25 protein-coding genes are annotated in these 23788 nt (G+C 31.0%); 6 read left to right on the forward strand and 19 right to left on the reverse strand.

Going from position 1 to position 23788, the window contains the following annotated elements; all coding sequences use genetic code 11:
- Positions 1-126: 126 nt before the first annotated feature.
- Positions 127-360, forward strand: a complete 234-nt coding sequence (locus tag PW52_RS07400; protein ID WP_044632312.1) for a hypothetical protein — start codon at positions 127-129, stop codon at positions 358-360.
- A 54-nt stretch (positions 361-414) separates the two neighbouring features.
- On the opposite strand, the gene PW52_RS07405 is transcribed toward PW52_RS07400, so the two are convergent.
- From PW52_RS07405 to PW52_RS07465, 13 genes are all read right to left on the reverse strand, one after another.
- A complete protein-coding gene (locus tag PW52_RS07405; RefSeq protein ID WP_044632313.1) occupies positions 415-1119 on the reverse strand; it encodes a response regulator transcription factor in 705 nt (234 codons plus the stop codon).
- Positions 1120-1121: 2 nt separating this feature from the next.
- Entirely contained in the window at positions 1122-2693 is a 1572-nt protein-coding gene (locus tag PW52_RS07410; protein WP_240475160.1) for a sensor histidine kinase, read from the reverse strand.
- Positions 2694-2762: 69 nt separating this feature from the next.
- Entirely contained in the window at positions 2763-3344 is a 582-nt protein-coding gene (gene coaE / locus PW52_RS07415) for a dephospho-CoA kinase (RefSeq protein WP_044632315.1), read from the reverse strand.
- Positions 3341-4300 carry a YbbR-like domain-containing protein gene (locus PW52_RS07420; protein ID WP_240475161.1) on the reverse strand — a complete coding sequence of 320 codons (960 nt, stop codon included), beginning with the start codon at positions 4298-4300 and terminating at the stop codon, positions 3341-3343. The genes coaE and PW52_RS07420 overlap by 4 nt, the downstream gene beginning before the upstream one ends.
- Positions 4297-5304, reverse strand: coding sequence for a glycosyltransferase (locus tag PW52_RS07425; RefSeq protein ID WP_044632316.1), 1008 nt, complete (start codon positions 5302-5304; stop codon positions 4297-4299). Before PW52_RS07425 ends, PW52_RS07420 begins: the two co-directional genes overlap by 4 nt.
- Positions 5305-5500: 196 nt before the next feature.
- Positions 5501-6322: an enoyl-ACP reductase FabI gene (locus PW52_RS07430; protein WP_044632317.1), complete on the reverse strand. Its 822-nt coding sequence runs from the start codon at positions 6320-6322 to the stop codon at positions 5501-5503.
- Positions 6323-6405: 83 nt separating this feature from the next.
- On the reverse strand, positions 6406-8058 hold the full coding sequence (recN, locus tag PW52_RS07435; RefSeq protein ID WP_044632318.1) for a DNA repair protein RecN: 1653 nt from the start codon (positions 8056-8058) through the stop codon (positions 6406-6408).
- 108 nt (positions 8059-8166) lie between these two features.
- Positions 8167-9054, reverse strand: coding sequence for a type IX secretion system protein PorD (gene porD, locus PW52_RS07440; protein WP_044632319.1), 888 nt, complete (start codon positions 9052-9054; stop codon positions 8167-8169).
- Complete coding sequence (gene coaBC / locus PW52_RS07445; RefSeq protein ID WP_044632320.1) at positions 9047-10258, reverse strand: bifunctional phosphopantothenoylcysteine decarboxylase/phosphopantothenate--cysteine ligase CoaBC; 1212 nt, start codon at positions 10256-10258, stop codon at positions 9047-9049. The genes porD and coaBC overlap by 8 nt, the downstream gene beginning before the upstream one ends.
- Before the next feature lie 11 nt (positions 10259-10269).
- Positions 10270-10596 (reverse strand): DNA-directed RNA polymerase subunit omega, encoded by a 327-nt coding sequence (locus PW52_RS07450; protein WP_044624954.1) that lies wholly within the window; start codon positions 10594-10596, stop codon positions 10270-10272.
- 13 nt (positions 10597-10609) lie between these two features.
- Entirely contained in the window at positions 10610-11455 is an 846-nt protein-coding gene (locus tag PW52_RS07455; RefSeq protein WP_044632321.1) for an outer membrane protein assembly factor BamD, read from the reverse strand.
- Between the two features lie 117 nt (positions 11456-11572).
- On the reverse strand, positions 11573-12451 hold the full coding sequence (gene dapA, locus PW52_RS07460) for a 4-hydroxy-tetrahydrodipicolinate synthase (RefSeq protein ID WP_044632322.1): 879 nt from the start codon (positions 12449-12451) through the stop codon (positions 11573-11575).
- Position 12452: 1 nt separating this feature from the next.
- Entirely contained in the window at positions 12453-12971 is a 519-nt protein-coding gene (locus PW52_RS07465; RefSeq protein WP_044632323.1) for a DUF6913 domain-containing protein, read from the reverse strand.
- Positions 12972-13029: 58 nt separating this feature from the next.
- Here PW52_RS07465 and PW52_RS07470 point away from each other — a divergent pair, with 58 nt between their 5' ends.
- Positions 13030-13785, forward strand: a complete 756-nt coding sequence (locus PW52_RS07470) for a 5'-nucleotidase C-terminal domain-containing protein (RefSeq protein ID WP_044632689.1) — start codon at positions 13030-13032, stop codon at positions 13783-13785.
- Positions 13786-13788: 3 nt separating this feature from the next.
- Positions 13789-14706 carry a bifunctional metallophosphatase/5'-nucleotidase gene (locus PW52_RS07475; RefSeq protein ID WP_044632324.1) on the forward strand — a complete coding sequence of 306 codons (918 nt, stop codon included), beginning with the start codon at positions 13789-13791 and terminating at the stop codon, positions 14704-14706.
- On the opposite strand, the gene PW52_RS17465 is transcribed toward PW52_RS07475, so the two are convergent.
- From PW52_RS17465 to PW52_RS07500, 5 genes are all read right to left on the reverse strand, one after another.
- Positions 14698-15165: a hypothetical protein gene (locus tag PW52_RS17465; protein ID WP_131453985.1), complete on the reverse strand. Its 468-nt coding sequence runs from the start codon at positions 15163-15165 to the stop codon at positions 14698-14700. The genes PW52_RS07475 and PW52_RS17465 overlap by 9 nt on opposite strands.
- 809 nt (positions 15166-15974) lie before the next feature.
- A complete protein-coding gene (locus PW52_RS07485; protein ID WP_044632326.1) occupies positions 15975-16715 on the reverse strand; it encodes a hypothetical protein in 741 nt (246 codons plus the stop codon).
- A gap of 76 nt (positions 16716-16791) precedes the next feature.
- Positions 16792-18792: an NAD-dependent DNA ligase LigA gene (gene ligA, locus PW52_RS07490; protein ID WP_044632327.1), complete on the reverse strand. Its 2001-nt coding sequence runs from the start codon at positions 18790-18792 to the stop codon at positions 16792-16794.
- Complete coding sequence (prmC, locus tag PW52_RS07495; RefSeq protein ID WP_044632328.1) at positions 18789-19646, reverse strand: peptide chain release factor N(5)-glutamine methyltransferase; 858 nt, start codon at positions 19644-19646, stop codon at positions 18789-18791. The genes ligA and prmC overlap by 4 nt, the downstream gene beginning before the upstream one ends.
- The gene (locus tag PW52_RS07500; protein WP_044632690.1) at positions 19643-20134 is read right to left on the reverse strand and encodes a GNAT family N-acetyltransferase; all 492 of its coding nucleotides are present in this window, start codon (positions 20132-20134) and stop codon (positions 19643-19645) included. Before PW52_RS07500 ends, prmC begins: the two co-directional genes overlap by 4 nt.
- A 33-nt stretch (positions 20135-20167) precedes the next feature.
- Here PW52_RS07500 and ribD point away from each other — a divergent pair, with 33 nt between their 5' ends.
- Positions 20168-21151 carry a bifunctional diaminohydroxyphosphoribosylaminopyrimidine deaminase/5-amino-6-(5-phosphoribosylamino)uracil reductase RibD gene (ribD, locus tag PW52_RS07505; RefSeq protein ID WP_044632329.1) on the forward strand — a complete coding sequence of 328 codons (984 nt, stop codon included), beginning with the start codon at positions 20168-20170 and terminating at the stop codon, positions 21149-21151.
- A 9-nt stretch (positions 21152-21160) separates the two neighbouring features.
- Positions 21161-21769 (forward strand): IMPACT family protein, encoded by a 609-nt coding sequence (locus PW52_RS07510; RefSeq protein ID WP_044632330.1) that lies wholly within the window; start codon positions 21161-21163, stop codon positions 21767-21769.
- Position 21770: 1 nt separating this feature from the next.
- Here the strand turns inward: PW52_RS07510 and PW52_RS07515 are convergent, their stop codons facing one another.
- Positions 21771-22169, reverse strand: a complete 399-nt coding sequence (locus PW52_RS07515; RefSeq protein ID WP_044632331.1) for an acyl-CoA thioesterase — start codon at positions 22167-22169, stop codon at positions 21771-21773.
- Positions 22170-22360: 191 nt separating this feature from the next.
- On the opposite strand from PW52_RS07515, the gene dnaA reads away from it, so the two are divergent.
- Positions 22361-23788 (forward strand): chromosomal replication initiator protein DnaA, encoded by a 1428-nt coding sequence (gene dnaA, locus PW52_RS07520; RefSeq protein ID WP_044632332.1) that lies wholly within the window; start codon positions 22361-22363, stop codon positions 23786-23788.

A 23788-nucleotide genomic window follows, 5' to 3' on the forward strand; every position in this document is an offset into this window, starting at 1 on the left:
ATTACAAAAATACTAATATAAAGCTATTATACAAGTTGTTTTTGAAACGGTTTATATAGCAGAATATTATAATTGTTTAACTTTGATTTTTGAGAATATTTAGTCTGAAAATAAAGACAGTAAAAAATGAAACAACTTAAGCTTATTTGGGATTTTTATGGCCCAAATGCCGAAAAAACGGCACAGCATCATGAAATACATTTAAAGGAATACATTCAAATAGAAAATTTAGACATAAAAATTACTGGCTGCAGCACTATTAGCGACGTACATTCCATTGCTTTTTTGGTTGTTAACGAACCTGATATGAAACCTATAAGAGATGCCTTAAAACCGCATCGCGGACAATTTTATATTTAAAACAAAAAAAATCCAACTCAATGCTGGATTTTTTTTATAATATAATATGTTTTATTATTCGTTTATCACCAATCTAAAACCTTCACCGTGTATATTTAAAATTTCAACTTTTTCGTCAAGCTTTAAATATTTACGCAATTTCGCAATATAAACATCCATACTACGTGATGTAAAGTAATTATCGTCGCGCCAAATTTTAGTTAGTGCTAATTCTCGCGGCATTAAATCGTTTTCATGTAAAGCCAATAAACGTAATAATTCGTTTTCTTTAGGAGATAATTTTACTGGATCGCCTCCGTTAAATTTTAAGAAACGTAATTTTGAATTTAAATCGAATTTACCAATTTTAAACTCAAACTGCTTACTGTCTGAAATAGTTTCAGTGGCCTTACGCTGCATAATGGCTTTAATTTTCATTAAAAGAACTTCGCTATCAAAAGGTTTGTTTAAATAATCGTCGGCACCAACTTTATAACCTTTTAAAACATCTTCCTTCATGGTTTTAGCCGTTAAAAATATAATGGGTACATCACTATTTTTTTCACGAATCTCTTTGGCTAAAGTAAACCCATCTTTATAAGGCATCATAACGTCTAGAATGCATAAATCGAAATCGTCTTTTTTAAACTTTTCAAAACCTTCCATACCGTTTTTTGCATGTGTTACCTCATAATCATTCATCATTAAATAATCTTTAAGAACGGTGCCAAAATTAGGATCGTCCTCAACTAGTAAAATTCTTTTCTTTTGCTCTTCCATATTTAAGATATTAGTGGAAGCTTAATTATAAATGTGCTTCCTTTGTCTTTTTCACTTTCTACTGATATATGACCTTGGTGGTCTTCTACAATTCTTTTTACATAAGCCAAACCTAAACCGTGGCCCTTTACATTATGTATATTTCCTGTGTGTTCTCTGTAAAATTTTTCAAACACGCGTTTGGCAACAGCTTTACTCATTCCACTGCCATGGTCTTTTATTTTTAAAACAATATTAGTTCCTACATTTTCTGTATAAACTTCTATTTCTGGTGCATTTGGAGAATACTTTATAGCATTATCCAAAATATTAACTATAACATTAGTAAAGTGTGTGTCGTTAGCTAAAACAGATGATTTATCGGCATTTAAAAAGGTTTTTATATACCCTTTTCTGTCTTCAATTATTAACTCTACATGCATTATTGCATCTTCTATTAAGTCGTGTAGCTTAACACGTTCCTTACTAATATTTAATTCATTTTTTTCTAATTTAGATATTCTCAATACGTTTTCAACTTGTGCATGCATACGTTTGTTTTCATCCTTAATCATTTTTAAGTATCGCAGTACTTTGGTTTCATTATTAATAATTTTAGGATTTTTTATAGCATCTAACGCCAAATTTATAGTAGCTATAGGTGTTTTAAACTCATGCGTCATGTTGTTTATAAAATCACTTTTTATTTGTGAAATTTTACGTTGTTTAACTAACTGTAAAATGGCACTTGTATACGCTAGAATAATGATAAGCGTGAAAATTACAGAAAGCAATATCATACCTATTACACCTGACAAAATAAATTTATCGTCGTCTGGAAAGTTTACTAAAAGCCGATACGGTGTTTGCCTATTTTCGTCATAAAAAATTGGAACTTTAAAAGTTGAATTAGGCTTATTTTCAAAATTCTCACTACTTACTTTAGTTGCTAAATCGTTACTATAAATAGCTAATTCAAAATTAATATCAATACCGTCTTTTTTAAGTTTTTCGGCTAACAATTTTCTTATTTCTGTTTCCGAAACTCTTTTATGAATTGGTGTTCGTTTTGAAATGGCTTTATAACTTTTTTCAAAACTAATTCGCTGCGCCTCATTTATAGATCCATTGTTGCGAATAATTTCGGCAATTGGACTCTTTAAGTCTTTATCTGCAGGCCCAAAATCTGTATAAACTTCAGTTGTTGAATTACCAATTATATTTGTAATATCAAGACTATCTAAACCAATGTCAAAGAGCGATGAAGATAATTTATAATTCTCTTCAAGTACATTACTTTTATAAATAAGCGTTTCGTTGGTCGTATTATTTTTTCTATAAACCAATAATTGCGAAACATTTGTAGAGTCTAAAACCTTATCTTTATCTAACTTTTGTACATTTTTAAAAGCAGTTTCTAACTCATTTTCTTCAATAATATTAGACACATAATTTAATGCTGTTATTACATTAAACTTAAAATGCTCCTTCTCATTTTTAACCGATTCATTAATGTAATATGCCTGAATAGATATAATACCTATTAGTGACAAACTCATTAATACTATGAGTAGGATAAAAATTCTTTTCCTCATTATTCAAATTTAACATTTTAACATTTAGAAATTTTATTTTTAACCTTACATTAACAAAATGCCAACTTGTTATCGTTTCAATAGATTTTTATGAATTTCTGCTACTTGATTTTTAATACTTTCCAATGTAGTATTTTGGATTATAAAATCTGAACGCTCCATTTTTTTTTCATCGGTCCATTGATTTTTCATAATGGCTTCTATTTTTTCGGGAGTGGTATTATCCCTTTCCAAAAGTCGCTCTATTCGGGCTTTTAGGTTCGCTGTTACCGTTATAATATAATCGCAGGATTTATCTCCGCCATTTTCAAATAAAATAGCGACTTCCTTAATAACATAAGGCGATTTTTGTTTTAGCACCCATTTTTCAAAATGTCTTGCCACTCTTGGATGTATGATTGCATTCATTTTATCCAAATAACTTTTATTATTAAATATAATGTTAGCTACGAATGAACGATTTAACTCACCCTCAATATAAGACTCATTACCAAATAATTGTATTAATTTTCTTTTAATTACTTTCGATTTCCGCATGAGTTTTTTAGCTTCGTCATCTGCAATATAAATGGGTATACCTAATTTTTTAAATTCTTTTGCAACTGTGGTTTTTCCGCTTCCAATACCTCCTGTTAATCCTACTATTATCATTTTATTTGTATAAATTCTACACGTTGCTGATTAATTTTAGCATTTTTCACAATACTAGGTTGCTTTACTAATTCTGGAATTAAAAATAGTTGTTTAGTATTTAATTTCGAGTAATCGCAAACCACCTTAAAATCTTTAATTGTAACTTTACTGTAATTACTTAAACTTACACTGTACTGTACATTTACAGATTTGGGAAAATATTTTAAAGTAATATTTTTAGGTTTGTTAATTATGCTAACAGGAATATCTAAGTTGCCTTCTGTAAACTTTTCTACATCTGCTTTTAATTTTACTGTTTTAGCAGAAAATTTTAAATCGGCAGTATTTTCTGGAAGTTTTAGTTTAACTTCTTCGTTTAAGTTAGATCGAATTTCTTTAAAACTTGAAGGTTGAGTTTCTAGTGCTTTAATTTTGGAAACTATTACATTAGGCCCAATAATAATAACAGAATCTGGTTCTGCTTTAATAGAATTAGCGGTATTATATCCTGGAACAAAATTAATATTGGCTTTTACTAATACTGGCACTTTTTTAACTTGATTTACATCAAACTTAAAGGTTAACTTATTGGGTGATATATTTAATAATTCTACCTCGCTAGAAAATTGTGTATTATTTAAAAATGAAGCCGATTTATTCCATTCAAAAAATCCGTTTTCTTCGTAAATATCTTTACTAAAATCTATAGTTATTTTAGGTTGCGATGTTAAATATTTTAACCACTTAAAGCCATGAGTTGTAAGTGTTATATTTAGTTTAGCACTATCATTTAAAATTATATATTCGTCTGGTACGTTTTTTTTATTTATTTCAAATGCTAACGTATTTGTATATGTTTTAGATAGCTTACTGAAAATTAGAATTATAAACGCAAATAACAAAAACAAGAAAAACACATTAATTCTCTTATTTTTATGAGATTTTATAATTTCAGATTTAAGTTTTTTGATCATTTGTTTTTAAAGAATAAATACGGAAAATACGCTTCTGGTTCTTTATTTAAAATACTAACTGCAATTGTGGATTTTAAAAACCCGTAACCATAACCTATAAATTGAATGGTTATAGCCAACAATGCCAACAATGCTACATTTAATTTTTTTGTTGAAACTAAAGCTACAAAAAAGCCCATTAAATAGTAAAAAATATAGCAAAAAAGCGCCCAATTAACTCCCAGAAAAGCTAATATTACAGAAGTACAAAACCCTAAACTAAAAAGTGTTGGAAACCAATATGTTATTTTTTTTGTTGATGGGTGCCATTTATTTAAAATTGGGCGAACTAAACCAAATTTTTTAACTTGAGTATAAAATTTTTCCCAAGAAATTCGGCGTTTATGAAATACATAAGCTTCTGGAATTAGCTTAGTTTTAAAACCGAGTTTCCATAACCTAATGGTTAAATCGGGATCTTCACCTGGGTGAATATTACCAAACCCTTTTGAGGCTAAAAAGGCTTTTTTAGATAACCCCATGTTGAAGCTTCTTGGTTGAAATTTATCGACACTGTTTTTATTTCCTCTAATTCCACCAGTTGTTATAAACGATGTCATTGAAAAATTAATGGCTTTCTGCAAACTTGAAAACGATTGATGTGCTGCATCTGGCCCACCAAAACAATCGACGTAATTGTTATTTAAACTTTGTTTTACTTGGTTTAAATAATTACTTGGCAAAACACAATCGGAATCTAAAATAATAAAGTAATTACCTTTTGCTTTTTCCATACCGAAATTTCTGGAATCGCCTGGGCCTGAGTTTTCTTTAAAATAATAGGCTATATTTAAATAATTTTTAAAACTATTTACAACTTGTTTTGAGGTTATTGTTGAGCCATCTTCTACTATTACAATTTCGAACTCCTTGTTGCCTTGTAAACCTTTAAAACTCTCTAATAGTTCTTGGGTTTCGTTAGGGCGGTTATAAACCGGAATTATAAAAGAAAACTGTAATTTCATGTTTTGCACTTTACTTAACTGGTTGTTGCATTAGGGATTGAGCGGTTTGTTTGAGTTCGCCGACGCAGGAGGCAGCGAGTAGCGAAAGCCCAACCCCGTAATAAAACGGGGTAATGCCCTAATTATTTTTATATAACAAATGTAACAAAAAAAGCCACCTTAAATAGGTGGCTTTTATGTGTTTATTACTGAGATTTTATTGCTCTTCTCCGGTAAATGTACTCATTACAGCATCGCTTACACCCATGTTGCTAAATCCGCCATCGTTGTAAAGATTTTGTAGGGTTACGCGTTTTGTTAAATCGCTAAACATGGCTACAGTGTAGTTTGCACAATCCATTGCTGTTGCGTTACCAAGTGGCGACATTTTATCGGCGTATGCTATAAAACCATCGAAACCTTTTACTCCACTTCCTGCTGTTGTTGGGGTTGGCGATTGCGAAATAGTATTTACGCGTACGTTTTTATCGCGACCAAAAAAGTAACCAAAACTACGAGCTACACTTTCTAAATAAGCTTTATTATCGGCCATATCGTTATAATCTGGAAATACACGTTGTGCGGCCATGTAGGTTAAAGCTACAATACTTCCCCACTCGTTCATAGCGTCACTTTTGTAAAGTGTTTGCATTAATTTGTGGAAAGACATAGCAGAAACGTCGGTTCCTTTTTGTGTCCAATCATAGTTTTGATCGGTATAGTGCTTGCCTTTACGCACATTTATAGACATACCTATTGAGTGTAGTACGAAATCTATTTTTCCGCCTAAAATCTCCATAGATTTATCGATTAAGTTTTGTAAATCTTCAACATTTGTCGCATCGGCAGGAATAATTTGAGATCCTGTTTTTTCGGCCAATTCGTTAATTTGCCCCATGCGCATTGCAACTGGTGCATTGGTTAATACAAATTCTCCGCCTTCTTCGTGCACGCGCTCGGCCGTTTTCCATGCGATAGAATTAGAATCTAAGGCTCCAAAAATGATTCCTTTTTTTCCTTTTAGTAAATTAAATGACATATTTATTTTTGTTAAAAATCGTTCGTTGTAATTTTTAGTTGGGCAAAGGTAACAAACTTTTTGCTTAGGCCTTTTAACTTTTACTAATTTAGTAAATCTTTAGCATGTGCAATAGCCGAAGTAGACATTTCTGTACCACCTAACATTTGTGCAATTTCCACAATACGTTCGTCGTGGTTTAGTTTCACTAAATTGGTTTGTGTTACCTCGTTAACATCTTCTTTATACACTTTAAAATGTGAATGCCCTTTGGCTGCCACCTGTGGTAAATGGGTTATGGAAAATACTTGCATGGTTTTACTCATTTGCAACATTATATCGCCCATTTTATTTGATATTTCTCCAGAAACTCCTGTATCGATCTCGTCGAACATTATGGTTGGCAACTGTATATAATTGGCTAAAACAGACTTAATTGCTAACATTATACGCGATAATTCACCTCCAGAAGCTGCTTTTTTAAGCTCGTTAAAGTTTCCGCCTTTGTTTGCTGAAAATAAAAAGGACAATTCGTCTTTTCCGTTTGCGAAAAATGTACTCGATAAACTTAAATCTATTTTAAACTGAGCATTAGGCATTCCTAAACTACTTAAAATAGTTTCTAGTTGTGTTTTTAGTTCTGGTATTACGGCCTTACGTTGCTTAGTAATTTGTAAGGCAATGGTATTAAGTTGTTTTTCTTTTGAATTTATTTCAGATTGTTTGACTTTAATACTATCGTCTAAATTTTCGGTAACCGCAACTTTCTCTTGAAGCTGATTTTTAATTTCAATTAATTCTGAAACTTCACTAACCACATGTTTTTGCATTAAATTATGAAGCATTTTTAGTCGCGCATCAACAACTTCCAGTCGGTTTGGATCGGCATCAATTGCTTCTTGCAAATTTGTGATTTCGCTAAAAATATCGTCTAACTCAATAAAACTACTTTCGGCACGATTGTAAACCTCTTGATATTTTACCGAATAACTCGATAGTTTATGCAACGCATTTTTTAAAGCAGTTAAAGCAGTTAACGCTCCCACTTGCTCATCTCCCAACAACTGCTCTGCTTCACTTAATTTTTCTTGAATATTTTCAATATTGTTAAGTGTTTCATATTCTTCTTCAAGAGCTGATAATTCGTCGATAACCAAATTAGCTTCAACTAATTCGCTTAATAAAAAACTGTTATAGTCGTGTTCTTTTATGGCTTCTGCTTGAAAATTTAATAATTCTTTATATTCTTTTTCTAGCTTTTTAAGAGCTCTTAATTCCTGTTTGTATTGCTTTAAAACATCGTCGTTTTTTGCCAAAGCATCAATAACTTGAAACTGATAATCGTTATTAGTTAATTGCATGGTTTGATGCTGCGAATGGATATCGATTAGGCGTTCACCAAGTAATTGTAAACTGCTTAAATTTACAGGCGAATCGTTTACAAATGCTCTAGATTTCCCAGAAGGCAAAATTTCTCGTCGTATAATGGTTTGCCCTTCGTAATCGAAGTCTTCAGCTTTAAAAAGTGCTTCAAGCTTATACTTTTCAATATTAAAAACGGCTTCGATAATACATTTTTTAGTATCATCTTTTAAACTACTTAAATCCGCACGTTTACCTAAAATAAGCGATAAACCACCAAGTAAAATAGATTTACCTGCGCCAGTTTCTCCCGTTATTATTGAAAATCCATCATTAAAATCGACTTTTAAATGATCGATTAACGCGTAATTTTTTATTGAAAGTGAGGTTAGCATGTTTTAGTTTATAGTTTTAAATCGAAGTGTTTAATTTTTATGTCTAGTTACGGAATAGTCTCCGTTTTCAATTCTTACTAAAAAAATCACGACTAATTTAGGCTGACTTTAAAATTTTATATTTTGCCATTTACTACTATGAAGCGGTGCAATTTTAGGCAAAGTTTCTTTTAACTTAACAATATTTACACTTGGTCCGTTTGAAAAAATTTGCTCTATTTCGTCTGCTTTAGCATCAAAAAACGTACGTAATAAAAAAGAGTTTGGTCTGCGACTATTCATGGCATTAAACTTTAAAATAGACGTAGCAATAGCTTCTTTTCCTTCTTTTACGTTTTCGCTCATAACATCTAAACCATCACGATGATACGTGTACATTATGTTACGATATTCTTTATAAGTTGGCGATAAAATATTATCGATTAAAATAAATCGGCTTTGTAAACCATCTTCCACTTTCCAACCACTAAAATTACTTTGTTGCGAAAAGTTAACAATGGTTTGGGCTTGTTTATAATAAGGGCTTCCGCCGTTTTCAGCAAAAGTATCTGCATCTAAAGCCAAAATAATATAAACGTGATAAGCAATTATAGAAATTAAGTTCGATTGAAACTGCGTATTACTAAAGTTTAAATTTTGAAATTCTAAATACCTAAAAGTTAAGTCTTTGTCGTTAAAACTATAAATTGGCGTGGTAAAACTAGACCCATAAACAGGTCGTGAAGCTTGTACTTGTAAAGCTCCTTGAAAGGTTTCGCCGCTATAATTACTAATGTTTAACACCATAGAACAGTTAATTCGTTCTTGTGGTTTAAAGGCTTTATTAGTCCATTTAGTATTATTAACAAACTCGTTAAGTTGTTTTTCAAGTGTTTTAAAAATAGGGAAGTTTTCGTTACCCGTTTGTTGTGCATTAACAACCAATTTACAGTTTAGCTCTTGCGAAAAACCAGCAAAACTTAATAAAAATGCAAATAAAATTAATAGGTTACGCATGTATTTTTGTTGTAATATGATTTATTAAATCGTTTGCCACTTCGGTTTTAGTTTTTAAATCGAATGCTGTGATATTATCTTTATCATCAATAAAAGTAACTTTATTGGTGTTGCCTTTAAATCCGGCACCTTTATCATTTAACGAATTTAATACTATTAAATTTAAATTTTTACGTTTTAGTTTCCCTTTTGCGTTTTCTAACTCGTTATTAGTTTCTAAAGCAAAACCAACTAAAAATTGTTTCGTTTTTATTTCGCCTAAAGATGCCAAAATATCTTTAGTTTTTTCTAACTCTAAAGTTAACGTATTGGTTTTCTTTTTTATTTTCTGCGTTGCTACTTCTTTTGGTGTAAAATCGGCCACAGCTGCCGAAAGAATTGCCACATCACTGGTGTTAAAATGCTCGTGTACGGCATTATACATGCTTTGAGCACTAATTACAGGAACCACTTTTATTGCACTATGATTAACTTTTTCGTGGGTTGGACCAGTAACTAAAATAACTTCTGCGCCGTTATTGGCTGCTGCTTTAGCTATTTCGAAGCCCATTTTTCCCGATGAATGATTTCCTATAAAACGAACAGGATCGATGGCTTCGTACGTAGGACCAGCCGTAATTAAAATAGTTTTTCCACGAAGTGGTAATTTATTTAAAATATCGTTTTCTATAAAAGAAATAATATTTTCTGGTTCTGCCATTCTGCCCTCGCCTACCAAACCACTTGCCAATTCGCCACTAGCAGCAGGAATCATAACATTTCTAAAATCTTGTAATTTTGTAAAACTGGCTAAGGTAGATGGGTGTTTATACATATCTAAATCCATCGCAGGAGCAAAATAAATAGGGCATTTTGCCGATAAATATGTTGCAAGTAATATATTATCGCAAACACCATTTGCCATTTTAGACAAGGTATTGGCTGTTGCTGGAGCAATTACCATGATATCTGCCCAAAGGGCTAAATCGACATGATTATTCCATACACCCGAATCGTCATCTTCATTTGTAAACGAAGAAAACACAGGATTTTTGGATAATGTAGAAAGTGTTAACGGTGTTACAAAATCTTTTGCAGATGGCGTTAAAACCACTTTAACTTGGGCACCAGATTTAATAAACAACCTAACAAGTGAAGCTGTTTTATAAGCGGCAATACCACCACTAATTCCTAATAGTATGTTCTTGCCGCTTAATATTGACATTTTAGATTGTTTTACTGAGCGTCTTCTTCAGTATTTCTAAAATAAATTTTATCGGTTAACCATTCTTGAACAGCTAACGCATGAGGTTTTGGTAATTTTTCGTAAAATTTAGAAACCTCGATTTGCTCTTTGTTTTCAAAAATTTCTTCAAGACTATCGTTGTACGTAGCGAATTCTTCTAACTTATCGATAAGTTCCTTTTTAATTTCAGTATTAATTTGCTCAGAACGTCTTGCAATAATAGAAATAGCCTCGTAAATGTTTTCGGTTGGCTCGTCTATTTGGTTTCTGTCGTACGTTACAGTATTAACAGGAGCATTAGTTTTCTTTAAATCCATCGGTCTTCTATATTTAACTTTTTGTGCTATAGTTTTTTAATTCTTCGTCTAATTGAACCGTCATTTCATTAACAGTTTCTAAGTGTTTAGAATTTACAAATGTACTTTTAAATGTACTTGAATATTCCTTTGCACTCTCTAATCGTTCTTTACGCAAATGTACCAAACCTTCTTGTACGGTATTTTTATATTCTCTACTGTTTATAGCCTGCTGAAACATGGCATCAAGCTTTAAAAACATGGCTTCTTCTCGTAAAGAAGAACCAGGGAACTCAAATAAAAAATTATCGAAAGATTTTATGGCTGCATTAAAATCTTTTGTATATCCCGGTGCAATTACTTTATATTTTTTAGCTATTTCGAATGCTTTCTTTTGAAGCTTAAAATCTAATTCTTGAACCAATTTATTTGCTTCATCGGCATATTCTGAATCTGGAAACATATTAATGAAGTCTTGAAGATTCTCGATAGCTTTATAAGTTTCGGTTTGATCTTTAGAATATACTGGAGATAACATGAAAGAACTTTTTGCCGCTAAAAACGAAGCTTCTTCTAATTTTTCACTATTAGGGTAACTGGTAGCAAAACGCTCGAACTGATAACCAGCCGTATAATAATCCTTCATTTTGTAATATGAATTAGAATACAAAAACATAAGTTTTTCGGCTTGTGGCTTGCCTCTGTAGTTAGGCACAATTTGAGCAAAAAGTTTGTTGGCTTTTCCAAACTTACCTTCATTATACAGATCTTCACCTAATTTAAATTTTGTAGCAATATCTTCAGTCTTTAAAGCCTTTTGGTATTCACTACAACTTGTAAAAAGTGTTATCGCTAATAGTATGTAAAAAAAGTTTTTCATAAATCTTGAACAGTTTGCAAAATTAAGTTAATAAAATGGATTTTAAAAATATTATTTAAACGCTAAAATAACAGGTAAAAGCCAGTATTTATAAGGTTTAAGTAATATTTAACAACACTAAAACTTATTTACAAAATCCGTAATTTTACTTTTTAACGCGTATGAAGCTGGTACTAAAGGTAATCTTACAGTGCTTTCACATAATTTTAAAGATTCAAAAACAGCTTTAATTCCGGCGGGATTGTTTTCTTCAAAAATATAATCAATCACATCCATTAATTTAAAGTGAATTTTGTAGGCTTCTTTTGCATTTCCTGCTAAACCTAAACGAATCATTTCTGAAAATTCTTTTGGAAACCCTTGTCCAATCACCGAAATAACACCCGAACCACCAGCTAGTACAATGCCTAAAGCTAAATCGTCGTCGCCAGAAATAATCATAAAATCGTCTGGTTTGTTTTTTATTAAGGTTAAATATTGAGCCACATTGTTACCTGCTTCTTTTACTGCAATTACATTTTTAAAATCTTTAGCTAAACGCAGCGTCGTTTCTGGCTCCATGTTTTTTGAAGTACGCCCAGGAACGTTGTATAAGATAATGTCGACCGGACAAGCTTCGGCTATGGCCTTGAAATGTTGGTACATGCCTTCTTGCGTAGGCTTACTATAATATGGAGATACCGATAAAATAGCATCAATATTACTTAAATCTGTCGTTTTTATTTCTTCAATAACCTGCATGGTATTGTTGCCTCCTATACCTAAAACCATTGGCACTCGCCCATTGTTGGCTTTAGCTACAGTTGCTACAACGGCTTTTTTCTCTTCTTTAGTAATGGTAACGCTTTCGCCTGTGGTGCCACAAATTACTAAATACTCTACACCGTTTTCAATATTATAATTTACAATATTTACTAAGGCTTCGTGGTTAATTGATGAATCGGAATTAAACGGTGTAACCAAAGCTACTCCAGTTCCAAGAAACTTATTATTCATTTTATATTTTATTTAATATAGTAAGGTATTTTACCACCTCGTCTTTAAAAAGATTAATTTCTTTTGTTGATGTTTTTATTATTAAATCGTTTAATCGTTCGTCTGGTTGAAAAACACCGATCTTAAATTTAGATTGACTAAGCGCCGTTATTAATTTAATTTCTGTGATATCTTTTTCGTAAAAACTAATGAGTAAATCGAAGTTTTTATTTAAAAAACCAGATAATTCAACGTTCTTAACAGCTCCTTTCCAGCCAAAATCGCTAGGATTAAAACAGGAATCCCAAGATAAAACTTGTTCTTTTTCGTTTTCGGTAAAGGTTATAATTTTCAGTCGATTAGACCGAATATTTAAAGCTTCAGAAAAATTCACAAATTTATCTAAATCATCAAATTCATCAATGTTTACAATAACTCCCAGACTTTCAACTTTATTATCATTTATTTCTATTTCTCTTTTTGATAACAATTTGTTTAAGTACTTTTTATTAGATTTTTCTTTAAAACCTTGTAAAATCATTTACCTTTATACTTTGCGCAAAGGTAGCAAAAGTACATTCAAAAAATATTGTAAAAAAATGAGGATAACAATTTTATTGGTTTTGTTATATTTTTTAAATTTTTCTAGTTGTAAACAAAATCAATTGCACCTAAATAAAATTGAAGGTAAACGTATTGAAATTAACAATACGATTACCGAAAATGCCAATATAGAAGCTTATATAAAGCCTTATAGAAAACACATTCAAAACGATTTAGACAGCATTATTGCTTATGCGTCTAATACTTACACAAAATCTGATGGCGATTTTAATACAGCTCTTGGAAATTTTATGGCAGACGCTGTTTACCAGGAAGCTAACCCCATTTTTAAAAGTAGAACGGGTAAAGAAATTGATATGGTGTTGCTTAATCATGGTGGTATTAGGTCTATTTTATCGAAGGGAAACATATCTAAAAGAACTGCTTTCGAACTGATGCCTTTTGAAAATAGCATAGTAGTTGTGGCTTTAAAAAAACCAGAAATAGATAGTTTAGTGCTTTACTTATCTAAATCGAAAAAAGCACACCCTATTTCGCAACTTAAATTAACCTTGAATAAAAAGTTTGAAGTTATTGATGCCAAAATTAAAGGTAAAAATATTACAAATAAAACTTACTATGTAGCCACAAACGATTATTTATACAACGGCGGAGATAATATGCGATTTTTTAAAACTAACGATTCTTTGTATGTTTTAAATTATAAAATAAGAAATGCTTTAATCGATAATTTTATTAAAAACGACACCATAAACCCTATACGAGACGACCGATTTACCCAAATAAATTAAATTATGAAACGTAGAGATTTTATACAACAGACAGCAGCAAGTACAACATTAATTGGTTTGGGTGGTATTGGGCTTTCATCTTTTACTGCGGCACAAAAAAGCACTAAAATTACCATTTTACACACTAACGATGTGCATAGTCATATTGATGCTTTTGGTCCAGAAGATGGCAGGAATGCTAATAAAGGAGGTGTAGCAAGACGTGCAACTTTAATTGACGCCTACCGAAAGGAAAATCCAAATACTTTATTGCTAGATGCGGGTGATATTTTTCAAGGCACACCATATTTTAATTATTACGGTGGTGAATTAGAGTTTAAATTAATGAGTAAACTAAAATACGACGCATCAACCATAGGTAATCATGATTTTGATAACGGAATTGAAGGTTTATACGCCCAATTACCTCATGCAAATTTTGATTTTATTTGTTCAAATTACGATTTTAAAAATACCGTAATGGACACACATGCTAAGCCTTATAAAATTTTTAAAAAAGACGGTATTAAAGTAGGTGTTTTTGGATTAGGTATTGAACTTGACGGCTTAGTGGCTCCAGATATGTATAAGGAAACAAAGTATCTCGAACCTATTGAAATAGCTCAAGATATGACTCGTATTTTAAAAGAAAATGAACATTGTGACCTTATAGTGTGTTTATCACATTTAGGGTATCACTATAAAAACAACTCAAAAAAAATAAGTGATTTAAAATTGGCCTCAGTAACAAAAAACATCGATTTAATAATTGGTGGGCATACACACACTTTTTTACCCAAACCAACAGTAACCAAAAATATTGAAGGCCAAAATGTTTTAGTTAATCAAGTTGGTTGTTACGGATTGTACTTAGGTAAAATAGACTTCTATTTCGACAAAAATAATAACAAAAGTGCCAACGGAACTTCTATTTTAGTTTAAAAGTATAGTGTCAGTAATAGCTTGATGGTTTTCAGTAACTGTTTGTTTAGCTTTATGTGCTTTTTGACTTTTTACAGCTTCAATAGTAGCATATTTAAAAATAAAATAAACACCAACTACATATAACATTCTGTGAATCATTAAATTACTCACAGCACTACTGTAATAGCTATTTACATACTCAAGCATTAACGAAAACCCAAAGGATGCAACTGCTGATAAAAAGAATAAAGCTTTTTGTGTTTGGTAATTTAAATATACTCCCAATGTAACAAAGGCTAAAACTATTAATACTAAGCTTTTAATAGCAAATACTTTTACACCTATATCGTCTGGTATAATCGTTATTAAAAAACTATAAAGAGCATGTAACAAATATAAGTTTATAGAAAAAACAAGTATCAAATAACTACCAATAATTTTATCAATTCTATTAAATTTAAAATCTGGAGCGACCATTAAAATTAAGAATACGAAACTAAAAAAATAGCAAACATCTGGAATAAAACTAAAATTTAAATCATTAACGAAAACACTACTTAGATTACCGAGCAAGGAAAAACTTAAAAAAGAAACTAAAGCAAAATTTAATTTTTTATACCGTATTAAAAAGACTGTTAGAAACACCGGAATTAATAATACAAATGATGCCTGTATGAAAATTTTACTGCTAGAAAATACTCCTATTAAATTAAATAATAAAGTAACTATTAAAACTGCTAGTAACAGTTTGCTAAAAACTGGTGAGGTTAATTTTTTCAAAATCATAATATAAGTAGGTTAACACAAATTTAATATTATTTTTTTTATTTTAACGCTAAAATGAGACATTTTATCGATTAAACTTATAAAACATACATTTTATCGATTCAAAATACATTGTTATGTAGGTATTTTCGTAAATAATTCAAATAGATAAGAAATAAGCTTAATATGAACAAGCTATTTTTTATTAGGCTTAAAATATAATTGGAAGCATTATGTTACTATAATGTGATTAATTTATTTCAAAAACACATAAATAACTAAAGTAGTATCGGCTTTCTAAAAGTCTAATAAATATTTTAGAAGCAATTATTTCTAAATAGCAAAAAACTAATCATATCATAATAACGCAACTTTATATTTTATATTAAGTAAACCTTTAAGAATTTGTTATAATATTTAGAAATCGTAACTTTTAAACTGATTTAATCTCTGGCTATTAAGATTTAGAAATTATTAAATAATTTAAATGGAAAATTGAAGAAAAATACTAATAGAACTAATTAGCTACTTAAAATTTTAAATCTATCGGCACTATTAGCAAATTCAGATTGTTGATAGAAAAAATAAAAAGCTAGCAACGTGAACCCTGATCCCATTATATAAATCATTGGGTTATTGGAAACGTAAATAAAAGCAATATCCATAACCTCTGAAAAAACAATAGATAAAGAGCCTAAAAATAAATATAACGATTTTTTATTGTCGTTATAAAAATAATTTAATAGAGATACAGATAGTACACTTAAAACAATAGAATTGTAAACAATTTCAAATACACCTTCGAATTCGTATCTTAAATTTGAACCAGATACTAATTGCAAAACATAAACTAAATATATATTTAAGGTTGTAAGCACTAGCAAATGAATCCATAATTTTTTTATAACGTATGAAAAAGATAAAAATCTACTAACTTCTATTAACAAACACAAATACGCTAAATCATAAAGTAAATTAGCTATATAATAGTCATAGGCAAAGTAAAGTTTTTCATCCAAATTATAGTCATCTATAATCCACTCTACGAAAATGCCTAAAATATCCGAAATTGAGTAAAAAAGTAAAAAAAATAAAAACCAAATACTTTTTTCTTTTACTAAAAAAAAGTACGCAACGGCAACTAAAGGAACTATAAGACTCTCAAAAACCGAAGAGATATTATAATGCCCCATTAGTTCGAAAGTTGCAAATAAAATAAAGCAACCAACTATAAGTGAAACAAAAACTTTTGAAATTTTCATTGCTAAAGTGATCAAAATGAGTAACAAACATAAATAAAATTACACTTATTAACCAATTAAAAATACGTTTAATCGATTATTTTTTTATTTTTTGAAGGAATTCAGCTTCATTTAAGAGATTTATGCTTAACTTTTCTGCCTTTTCTTTCTTGCTTGGTCCCATTTTATCTCCGGCAACAATAAAACTAGTTTTAGTTGAAATAGAACTACTTACCTTACCTCCATTATCTTCTATCAGCTTTTTTAACTCAGTTCTAGAAACGGTTTCAAAAACTCCAGAAACAACTATAGTTTGACCTTCAAGTAAATTTGTTTGCCCTTGTAAAGCTTCTTCCGATAATTCTAACTGAACTCCAAATTCTTTTAATCTTTCAACAATTATTTTGTTTTCTTCTGAAGCAAAAAACGCTACTACGCTCTCCGCTATTTTTATGCCTATTTCATCAACGTTTACTAATTCTTCTTCTGTTGCCATCATTAAAGTATCAATGCTCTTATAGTGTTTCGCTAATTTTTTTGCAACAGTTTCCCCTACATATCGAATACCTAAAGCATACAAAACGCGCTCAAAAGGAATTTGTTTAGATAGCTCAATACCTTTAATTAAATTATCGGCACTTTTTTCTGCCATACGCTCTAAAGGAATTACTTGCTCTTTAGTTAGTTCATACAAATCGGAATAATTATTAATTAAACCATTATTTACCAAAAGCGCAACAGTTTCGCCGCCTAAACCATCAATATCCATAGCTTTTCTAGATATAAAATGCTGAATACGACCAATTATTTGAGGATTACATCCATTAAAATTAGGGCAATAATGTTGTGCTTCACCTGCTTTTCTAACTAATTCAATTCCACATTCTGGGCAATGTGTAATATATTTTGTTGGTTCAGAATCTATTGGTCGCTGCAACATATCGACTCCTAAAACTTTTGGTATAATCTCACCACCTTTTTCAACATAAACCGTATCGTTAACTCGAATATCAAGTTTTTCAATTTGATCGGCATTATGCAAAGACGCTCGTTTTACAGTTGTGCCTGCAAGCTCTACAGGTTCTAAATTAGCAACAGGTGTTATAGCGCCTGTTCGACCAACTTGGTAAGTTATACTATTTAATTTTGTAGATACTTGCTCGGCTTTAAATTTATAAGCCATGGCCCATCGCGGTGCTTTCGCTGTGTAACCTAATTCCTCTTGTTGTTGTAAATTGTTAACTTTAATAACGACACCATCGGTTTCGTATGGCAAAGCATGGCGTTCTTCGTTCCAGTAATCAATAAACTCTAAAACTTCATCAATACTTTTTGCTAGTTTTGCGGCGTTTGGCACTTTAAACCCCCATTGGCGAGCTTTTTCTAAACTTTCAAATTGCGTAGCAACACCTAAATTATTTCCAGTTAAATTATATAGCAAACACTCCAACGGACGCTTTGCTACTTCTGCACTATCTTGTAATTTTAAACTACCAGATGCTGTATTTCTTGGGTTTCGGTAAGGCTCCTCGCCTATTTCTATACGCTCTTCATTCATTTTATTAAACCCATCAAAAGGCAAAATAATTTCACCACGAATGTCGAATTTTGGAGGATAATCGCCTTTTAAATGTAAAGGAACCGATTTTATTGTTTTTACATTAGCTGTTACATTATCGCCTTGAAAACCATCGCCACGTGTAACTGCTTTTGTTAGCTTTCCATTTTCGTAGGTTAAACTAATAGATGCGCCATCGTATTTTAGTTCGCAGGTGTATTCAATTGCTCCATCAACCAGTTTTTTTATTCGTTTTTCCCAGTCTTCTAAATCTTCTTTTGAGTAAGAATTATCTAAAGAATACATTCTAAACTCATGCGGAATAGTTTCAAAATTTTTAGTTATTTCACCTCCTACACGTTGTGTTGGCGAATTGGCATCAAAAAACTCCGGATGTTTATCTTCAAGTGCTTGTAATTCCTTCAACTTAATATCAAAATCATAATCTGATATAGTGGCGTTATCTAGTACATAATAATTGTAATTATGTTGGCGTAACTCGTTTCTTAAAGCTTCTATTTTTTGTTTTACATCATTCATTTTAAAACACCTTTTATCATTCTATCTTTTTCGAAAATGTCTTTTTTTAATTCAACTTTATTAAAATTTAAATTTAGTAAAGCCTTCATATCTTGCCCAAGATACTCATTGATTTCAAAAAACAACGAACCATTTTTATATAACTTATCAACAGCAAAATTTGTAATTGCTTTATAAAATATTAGAGGATTATTATTATCCACAAACAAAGCTAAATGTGGTTCGTTCTCCAAAACATTGGGTTTCATTAATTCTTTTTCAAGGTTCCGAATGTATGGCGGATTGGAAACAATTACATCAAATTTTAAATCCTCCGAAAGTAATTTTAAGTTCTTAATATCTAAAATGGAATCCTCAATAAACTCAATATCTACATGGTTTAACTCCGCATTTTGTTTCGCTATTTTTAACGCTTCCGCGGAAACATCTAGCGCATAAACTTTAGCATTTGGTAGGTTTTTGGCTAAGGAAATAGCAATGCAACCGCTGCCTGTGCCAATATCTAGAATATTTATTTTGGCAGACGCCTCTTTACAATCGTTTATTATCCAACTTATTAATTCTTCGGTTTCTGGACGCGGAATTAAAACAGATTGAGACACCTTTAACTTTAAACCATAAAACTCGGTTTCACCAATAATATATTGTATCGGTTTTTGTGCTTCTAAATCTTTTAAAGATTCATTTAATTTTGATGCATCATCAACTTCAACATCTGGATTTAATGCTAAGTTAATTCTAGAAATGCCAAAATAGAATTCAATTAACTCATAATAAAACGCATTAATTTCTTCCGAAGAATAAAACGCAGCTAAACGTCTTAAAAACGTATGTTGTATAGGTTTTAATTTCATAAATCTTTAATCATCCACACGCCACAAGAAAAATGACCTGTATTTCCCAATGCACCTTGCAAGTGTTTAAAACCAAAATTTTCGTAAATATGTATTGCCGCTTTTAATTGCGATGCAGACTCTAAATAACATTGCTTATACCCTAGTTGTTTTGCTGCTTCAATACATTTACCAAAAAGTTGTTTCCCGTAACCTTTACCTCTAACTTTAGGTGAAAAATACATTTTTTGTATTTCACATATATCACCATTTGAATCTTGCAACGGTTTTACACCACCACCGCCTAACACTTCTCCATTTTCTTCAATAATAAAGTACACATCATTGCTGTTTTGATAGGCTTCATACATTTTTTTAGTCTCAGGATCGGTATACGCTGTACCTTCTAGCGGAATTTTAAACTCATGAAAACAGGCGCGTATTACAGCCTCAAGTTGCTCATTATCTTGAGGTTCTATTTCTCTAATAACTATACTATCTTTACTCACTTTAAAATGATATTTTTGTAGATATTTTACGGGATGAAGATACATGAAAAATACATAAAACGCTGTATAGAAATAGCCAAAAACGGTTTAGGAACAACGAGACCTAACCCAATGGTAGGCGCAGTAATTGTAAAAGATAATAAAATTATTGGCGAAGGTTTTACAAGTCCTTATGGAGGTAGTCATGCCGAAGTAAATGCTATAAACTCGGTTACAGATAAAAATCTGCTCAACGAAGCGACTATTTATGTAACACTCGAACCTTGTTCGCATTATGGTAAAACACCACCATGTAGTGATTTAATTATACATCACAACATTCCAAATGTGGTTATAGGTTGTATTGACGATAACGAAAAAGTAGCAGGAAAAGGCATAAAAAAACTCATGGAAGCGGGTTGTAATGTTACTGTTGGTGTGTTGGAAGCCGAATGTAAATCGTTACACAAAAGATTCTTTACATTTCACAATAAAAAACGCCCGTATATTATTTTAAAATGGGCGCAAACTGCCGATGGTTTTATCGCGCCTAAAACAAAAAACGAACAAAAACCTGTTTGGATTACCAATACCTTTTCCAGACAATTGGTACATAAATGGCGTGCTGAAGAACAAGCTATTCTAGTTGGCTACAACACAGTGCTAGCAGATAACCCTAGCTTAACAACCAGAGATTACCTTGGGCAAGATCCTATTAGAATTGTAATTGATAATAATAACAGTTTACCTAAAAATCTAAATATTTTTAACGCTGAAGCGGAAACAATTAGTTTGCAAGAAAACACGGCTAAGGCCATTTGTAACGAACTATTTAATGCAAATATTAATTCCGTTATTATTGAAGGCGGAAGTAAAACGTTGCAAACTTTTATAAATGAAGGTCTCTGGGATGAAGCTAGAGTTTTTAAAGGCGCTGTTGTTTTTAATGAAGGTATTGAAGCCCCTAAATTCAAAGGAAAATTAACTTCTACGGAAATCATTCAGGGAGATATACTAGAAATATACGAAAATAAATAATCTATTTTTTTGATTAGCGAAGACACATACCAAACTATTAACAAATCAACAGAACCTGTTTTATTTAAAGATAAAAACAGTAAATTTTTCGGGTATGCTTTTCCAGTTTTAACTGAAGATGATGTTAAACTTAGTTTAGAAATCGTTAAAAAAGAACACCATTCGGCTAGACATTGGTGTTACGCTTACCAAATAGGCACCGAACAAATACATTATCGTGCAAACGACGATGGCGAACCAAGCAACTCTGCCGGCATGCCTATTTACGGACAAATACAATCGTTTAACGTTACCAATATTTTAATAATAGTGGTTCGTTATTTTGGCGGCGTTAAATTAGGTGTTGGTGGATTAATTAATGCCTACCGACAAACTGCACAATTAGCATTAGAAAGCGCAACAATTATTGAAAAAACAATAAATATAAATTACCAAATAACTTTCGATTATAAAAATATGAATGTGGTAATGCGCCGAATAAAAGAGCACCAAATAAATATTATTAATCAAAAACTAGAATTAAATTGCCAAATAACCATTTCTGTTAGAAAAACAGAATCTGAAAAAATATTTGAAATTTTTAATTCGATTTTCGAGGTAAAAATCAAAGCAATTTAAACTAATCGTCAATTAAATTTAAAACAAAATCTGGAGCTTTAATTGGTCTCATAGTTTTCATACTAACAAAAACTAATGTTGTACTTGCTAAGGTCAATATTTCCCCCTTCTCATTGGTTATTTCGTAGTCAAATTCTATCTTAGAAGTTGGCCTATTTTTAAGCATGGTTTTAACCGTAATTAACTCGTCGTAACCCGCTGATTTTTTATAATTTATATTTAAAGAAACAACAGGCAACATAATACCGTTATCTTCCATCGATTTGTAAGAAACTCCTAGCTTCCTTAACCACTCAACCCTTCCCATTTCTAAGTATAATGCATAATTTCCATGGTATACCACCCCCATTTGGTCGGTTTCCCCATAACGCACTCTTATTTGTATTTTATCGAATTTCATACGGTAATTTAAATATTTTTTTGTAGTTTTCCTATCTGGTTAAACATGAGAAAAAATTTCTTAAAATTCAAGAGGTATTCATTTTTTTTTTTAGAATTTTGTTCACATATTTGCCTCACTATAAAAGGGGGTATTGAAATTTAATTTCAAACATTCTTATCTAACAAAAAACCTAAAGAAATTCAAAAAAAATGAGTAAAACTGCGAAATCGGTGTGGAATAATTGTCTTCTATTTATAAAAGATAATATTCAGCCCCAAGCATACAAAACATGGTTTGAGCCCATAGTCGCAGTTAAACTCACAGACAACGCCTTGAGTATTCAAGTTCCAAGTAAATTTTTTTACGAATGGCTTGAAGAGCACTATGTAAAAATTCTAAAAGTAGCACTTACTAAAGAATTAGGTGAAACAGCCAAACTCGTGTACATTATTAAAATGGAAAACACTTATGGCAACAAACAACCATTTACCGAAAAAATACCCAGTTCTCATAGAACTGCAGTTAAATCGCAAGATGTAGACATACCTTTAAATAATAAAAGTAGAGAATTAAAAAACCCTTTTATTATACCAGGTATTCGAAATGTTAAAATTGAATCACAACTTAATCCTAATTACAGTTTTGAAAACTTTTTAGAAGGAGATTCTAACCGCTTGGCAAGAAGTGCTGGTTTAGCCGTAGCCTCAAAACCTGGAGGCACTTCTTTTAATCCATTACTAATTTTCGGGCACGTTGGCTTAGGAAAAACTCATTTAGCACATGCGATTGGAGTTGATATTAAAGATAAATATCCAGAGAAAACTGTTCTTTATATTTCAGCAGAAAAATTTACTCAACAATATATCGAAGCAGTAAAAAAGAATAATAGAAATGACTTTATTCATTTTTACCAAATAATTGATGTTTTAATAATTGATGATGTACAATTTTTATCAGGTAAAAGCGGTACACAAGATGTGTTTTTCCATATTTTTAATCACTTACACCAAAACGGTAAACAAGTAGTTTTAACTAGTGATAAAGCTCCAGTAGACATGCAAGATATTGAACAACGTTTATTATCTCGTTTTAAATGGGGCCTATCCGCAGAATTACAAAATCCAGATTTTGAAACTCGTGTGTCAATATTAAAAAATAAACTATATAGAGATGGTGTAATAATGCCAGACGATATTGTAGATTATATTGCTAAAAACATAAAAAGTAACGTTCGTGAACTTGAGGGTGCTATTATTTCATTAATTGCACAATCTTCGTTCAATAAAAAAGAAGTGACTTTAGATTTAGCCCGAGTTATAGTAGAAAAGTTTGTTAAAAATACAAAACGCGAAGTTTCGATTGATTATATACAGAAAGTAGTTTCAGATTATTTCCAAATGGATATTGAAACTTTACAATCGAAAACCCGTAAACGTCATATTGTTCAAGCCAGACAATTAGCTATGTTTTTTGCTAAAAAATTCACAAAAGCGTCGTTAGCGAGTATAGGTTCCCAAATAGGGAAAAGAGATCATGCTACGGTTTTACACGCTTGCAAAACGGTTGATAACCTTTCTTCCACCGATAAACAATTTAGAAAATACGTTGAAGATATCACAAAAAAATTATCTATTTAA

It is taken from the genome of Neotamlana sedimentorum (genome assembly GCF_000943565.1).
In the GTDB taxonomy this organism is placed as follows: Bacteria; Bacteroidota; Bacteroidia; order Flavobacteriales; family Flavobacteriaceae; genus Neotamlana; species Neotamlana sedimentorum.

Bases quoted from the DNA above. Each gene is read 5' to 3' on its own strand.
- ribD (WP_044632329.1), top strand. From the start codon at position 20,168: ATGAAGATACATGAAAAATACATAAAACGCTGTATAGAAATAGCCAAA.
- PW52_RS07425 (WP_044632316.1), bottom strand. From the start codon at position 5,304: ATGAAATTACAGTTTTCTTTTATAATTCCGGTTTATAACCGCCCTAAC.
- PW52_RS07485 (WP_044632326.1), bottom strand. From the start codon at position 16,715: ATGAAAATTTCAAAAGTTTTTGTTTCACTTATAGTTGGTTGCTTTATT.
- PW52_RS07410 (WP_240475160.1), bottom strand. From the start codon at position 2,693: ATGAGGAAAAGAATTTTTATCCTACTCATAGTATTAATGAGTTTGTCA.
- PW52_RS07455 (WP_044632321.1), bottom strand. From the start codon at position 11,455: ATGAAAAACTTTTTTTACATACTATTAGCGATAACACTTTTTACAAGT.
- recN (WP_044632318.1), bottom strand. From the start codon at position 8,058: ATGCTAACCTCACTTTCAATAAAAAATTACGCGTTAATCGATCATTTA.
- PW52_RS07515 (WP_044632331.1), bottom strand. From the start codon at position 22,169: ATGAAATTCGATAAAATACAAATAAGAGTGCGTTATGGGGAAACCGAC.
- PW52_RS07450 (WP_044624954.1), bottom strand. From the start codon at position 10,596: ATGGATTTAAAGAAAACTAATGCTCCTGTTAATACTGTAACGTACGAC.
- PW52_RS07475 (WP_044632324.1), top strand. From the start codon at position 13,789: ATGAAACGTAGAGATTTTATACAACAGACAGCAGCAAGTACAACATTA.
- coaE (WP_044632315.1), bottom strand. From the start codon at position 3,344: ATGATAATAGTAGGATTAACAGGAGGTATTGGAAGCGGAAAAACCACA.
- dnaA (WP_044632332.1), top strand. From the start codon at position 22,361: ATGAGTAAAACTGCGAAATCGGTGTGGAATAATTGTCTTCTATTTATA.
- porD (WP_044632319.1), bottom strand. From the start codon at position 9,054: ATGCGTAACCTATTAATTTTATTTGCATTTTTATTAAGTTTTGCTGGT.
- PW52_RS07470 (WP_044632689.1), top strand. From the start codon at position 13,030: ATGAGGATAACAATTTTATTGGTTTTGTTATATTTTTTAAATTTTTCT.
- prmC (WP_044632328.1), bottom strand. From the start codon at position 19,646: ATGAAATTAAAACCTATACAACATACGTTTTTAAGACGTTTAGCTGCG.
- PW52_RS17465 (WP_131453985.1), bottom strand. From the start codon at position 15,165: ATGGTCGCTCCAGATTTTAAATTTAATAGAATTGATAAAATTATTGGT.
- PW52_RS07420 (WP_240475161.1), bottom strand. From the start codon at position 4,300: ATGATCAAAAAACTTAAATCTGAAATTATAAAATCTCATAAAAATAAG.
- ligA (WP_044632327.1), bottom strand. From the start codon at position 18,792: ATGAATGATGTAAAACAAAAAATAGAAGCTTTAAGAAACGAGTTACGC.
- coaBC (WP_044632320.1), bottom strand. From the start codon at position 10,258: ATGTCAATATTAAGCGGCAAGAACATACTATTAGGAATTAGTGGTGGT.
- PW52_RS07405 (WP_044632313.1), bottom strand. From the start codon at position 1,119: ATGGAAGAGCAAAAGAAAAGAATTTTACTAGTTGAGGACGATCCTAAT.
- PW52_RS07430 (WP_044632317.1), bottom strand. From the start codon at position 6,322: ATGTCATTTAATTTACTAAAAGGAAAAAAAGGAATCATTTTTGGAGCC.
- PW52_RS07400 (WP_044632312.1), top strand. From the start codon at position 127: ATGAAACAACTTAAGCTTATTTGGGATTTTTATGGCCCAAATGCCGAA.
- dapA (WP_044632322.1), bottom strand. From the start codon at position 12,451: ATGAATAATAAGTTTCTTGGAACTGGAGTAGCTTTGGTTACACCGTTT.
- PW52_RS07465 (WP_044632323.1), bottom strand. From the start codon at position 12,971: ATGATTTTACAAGGTTTTAAAGAAAAATCTAATAAAAAGTACTTAAAC.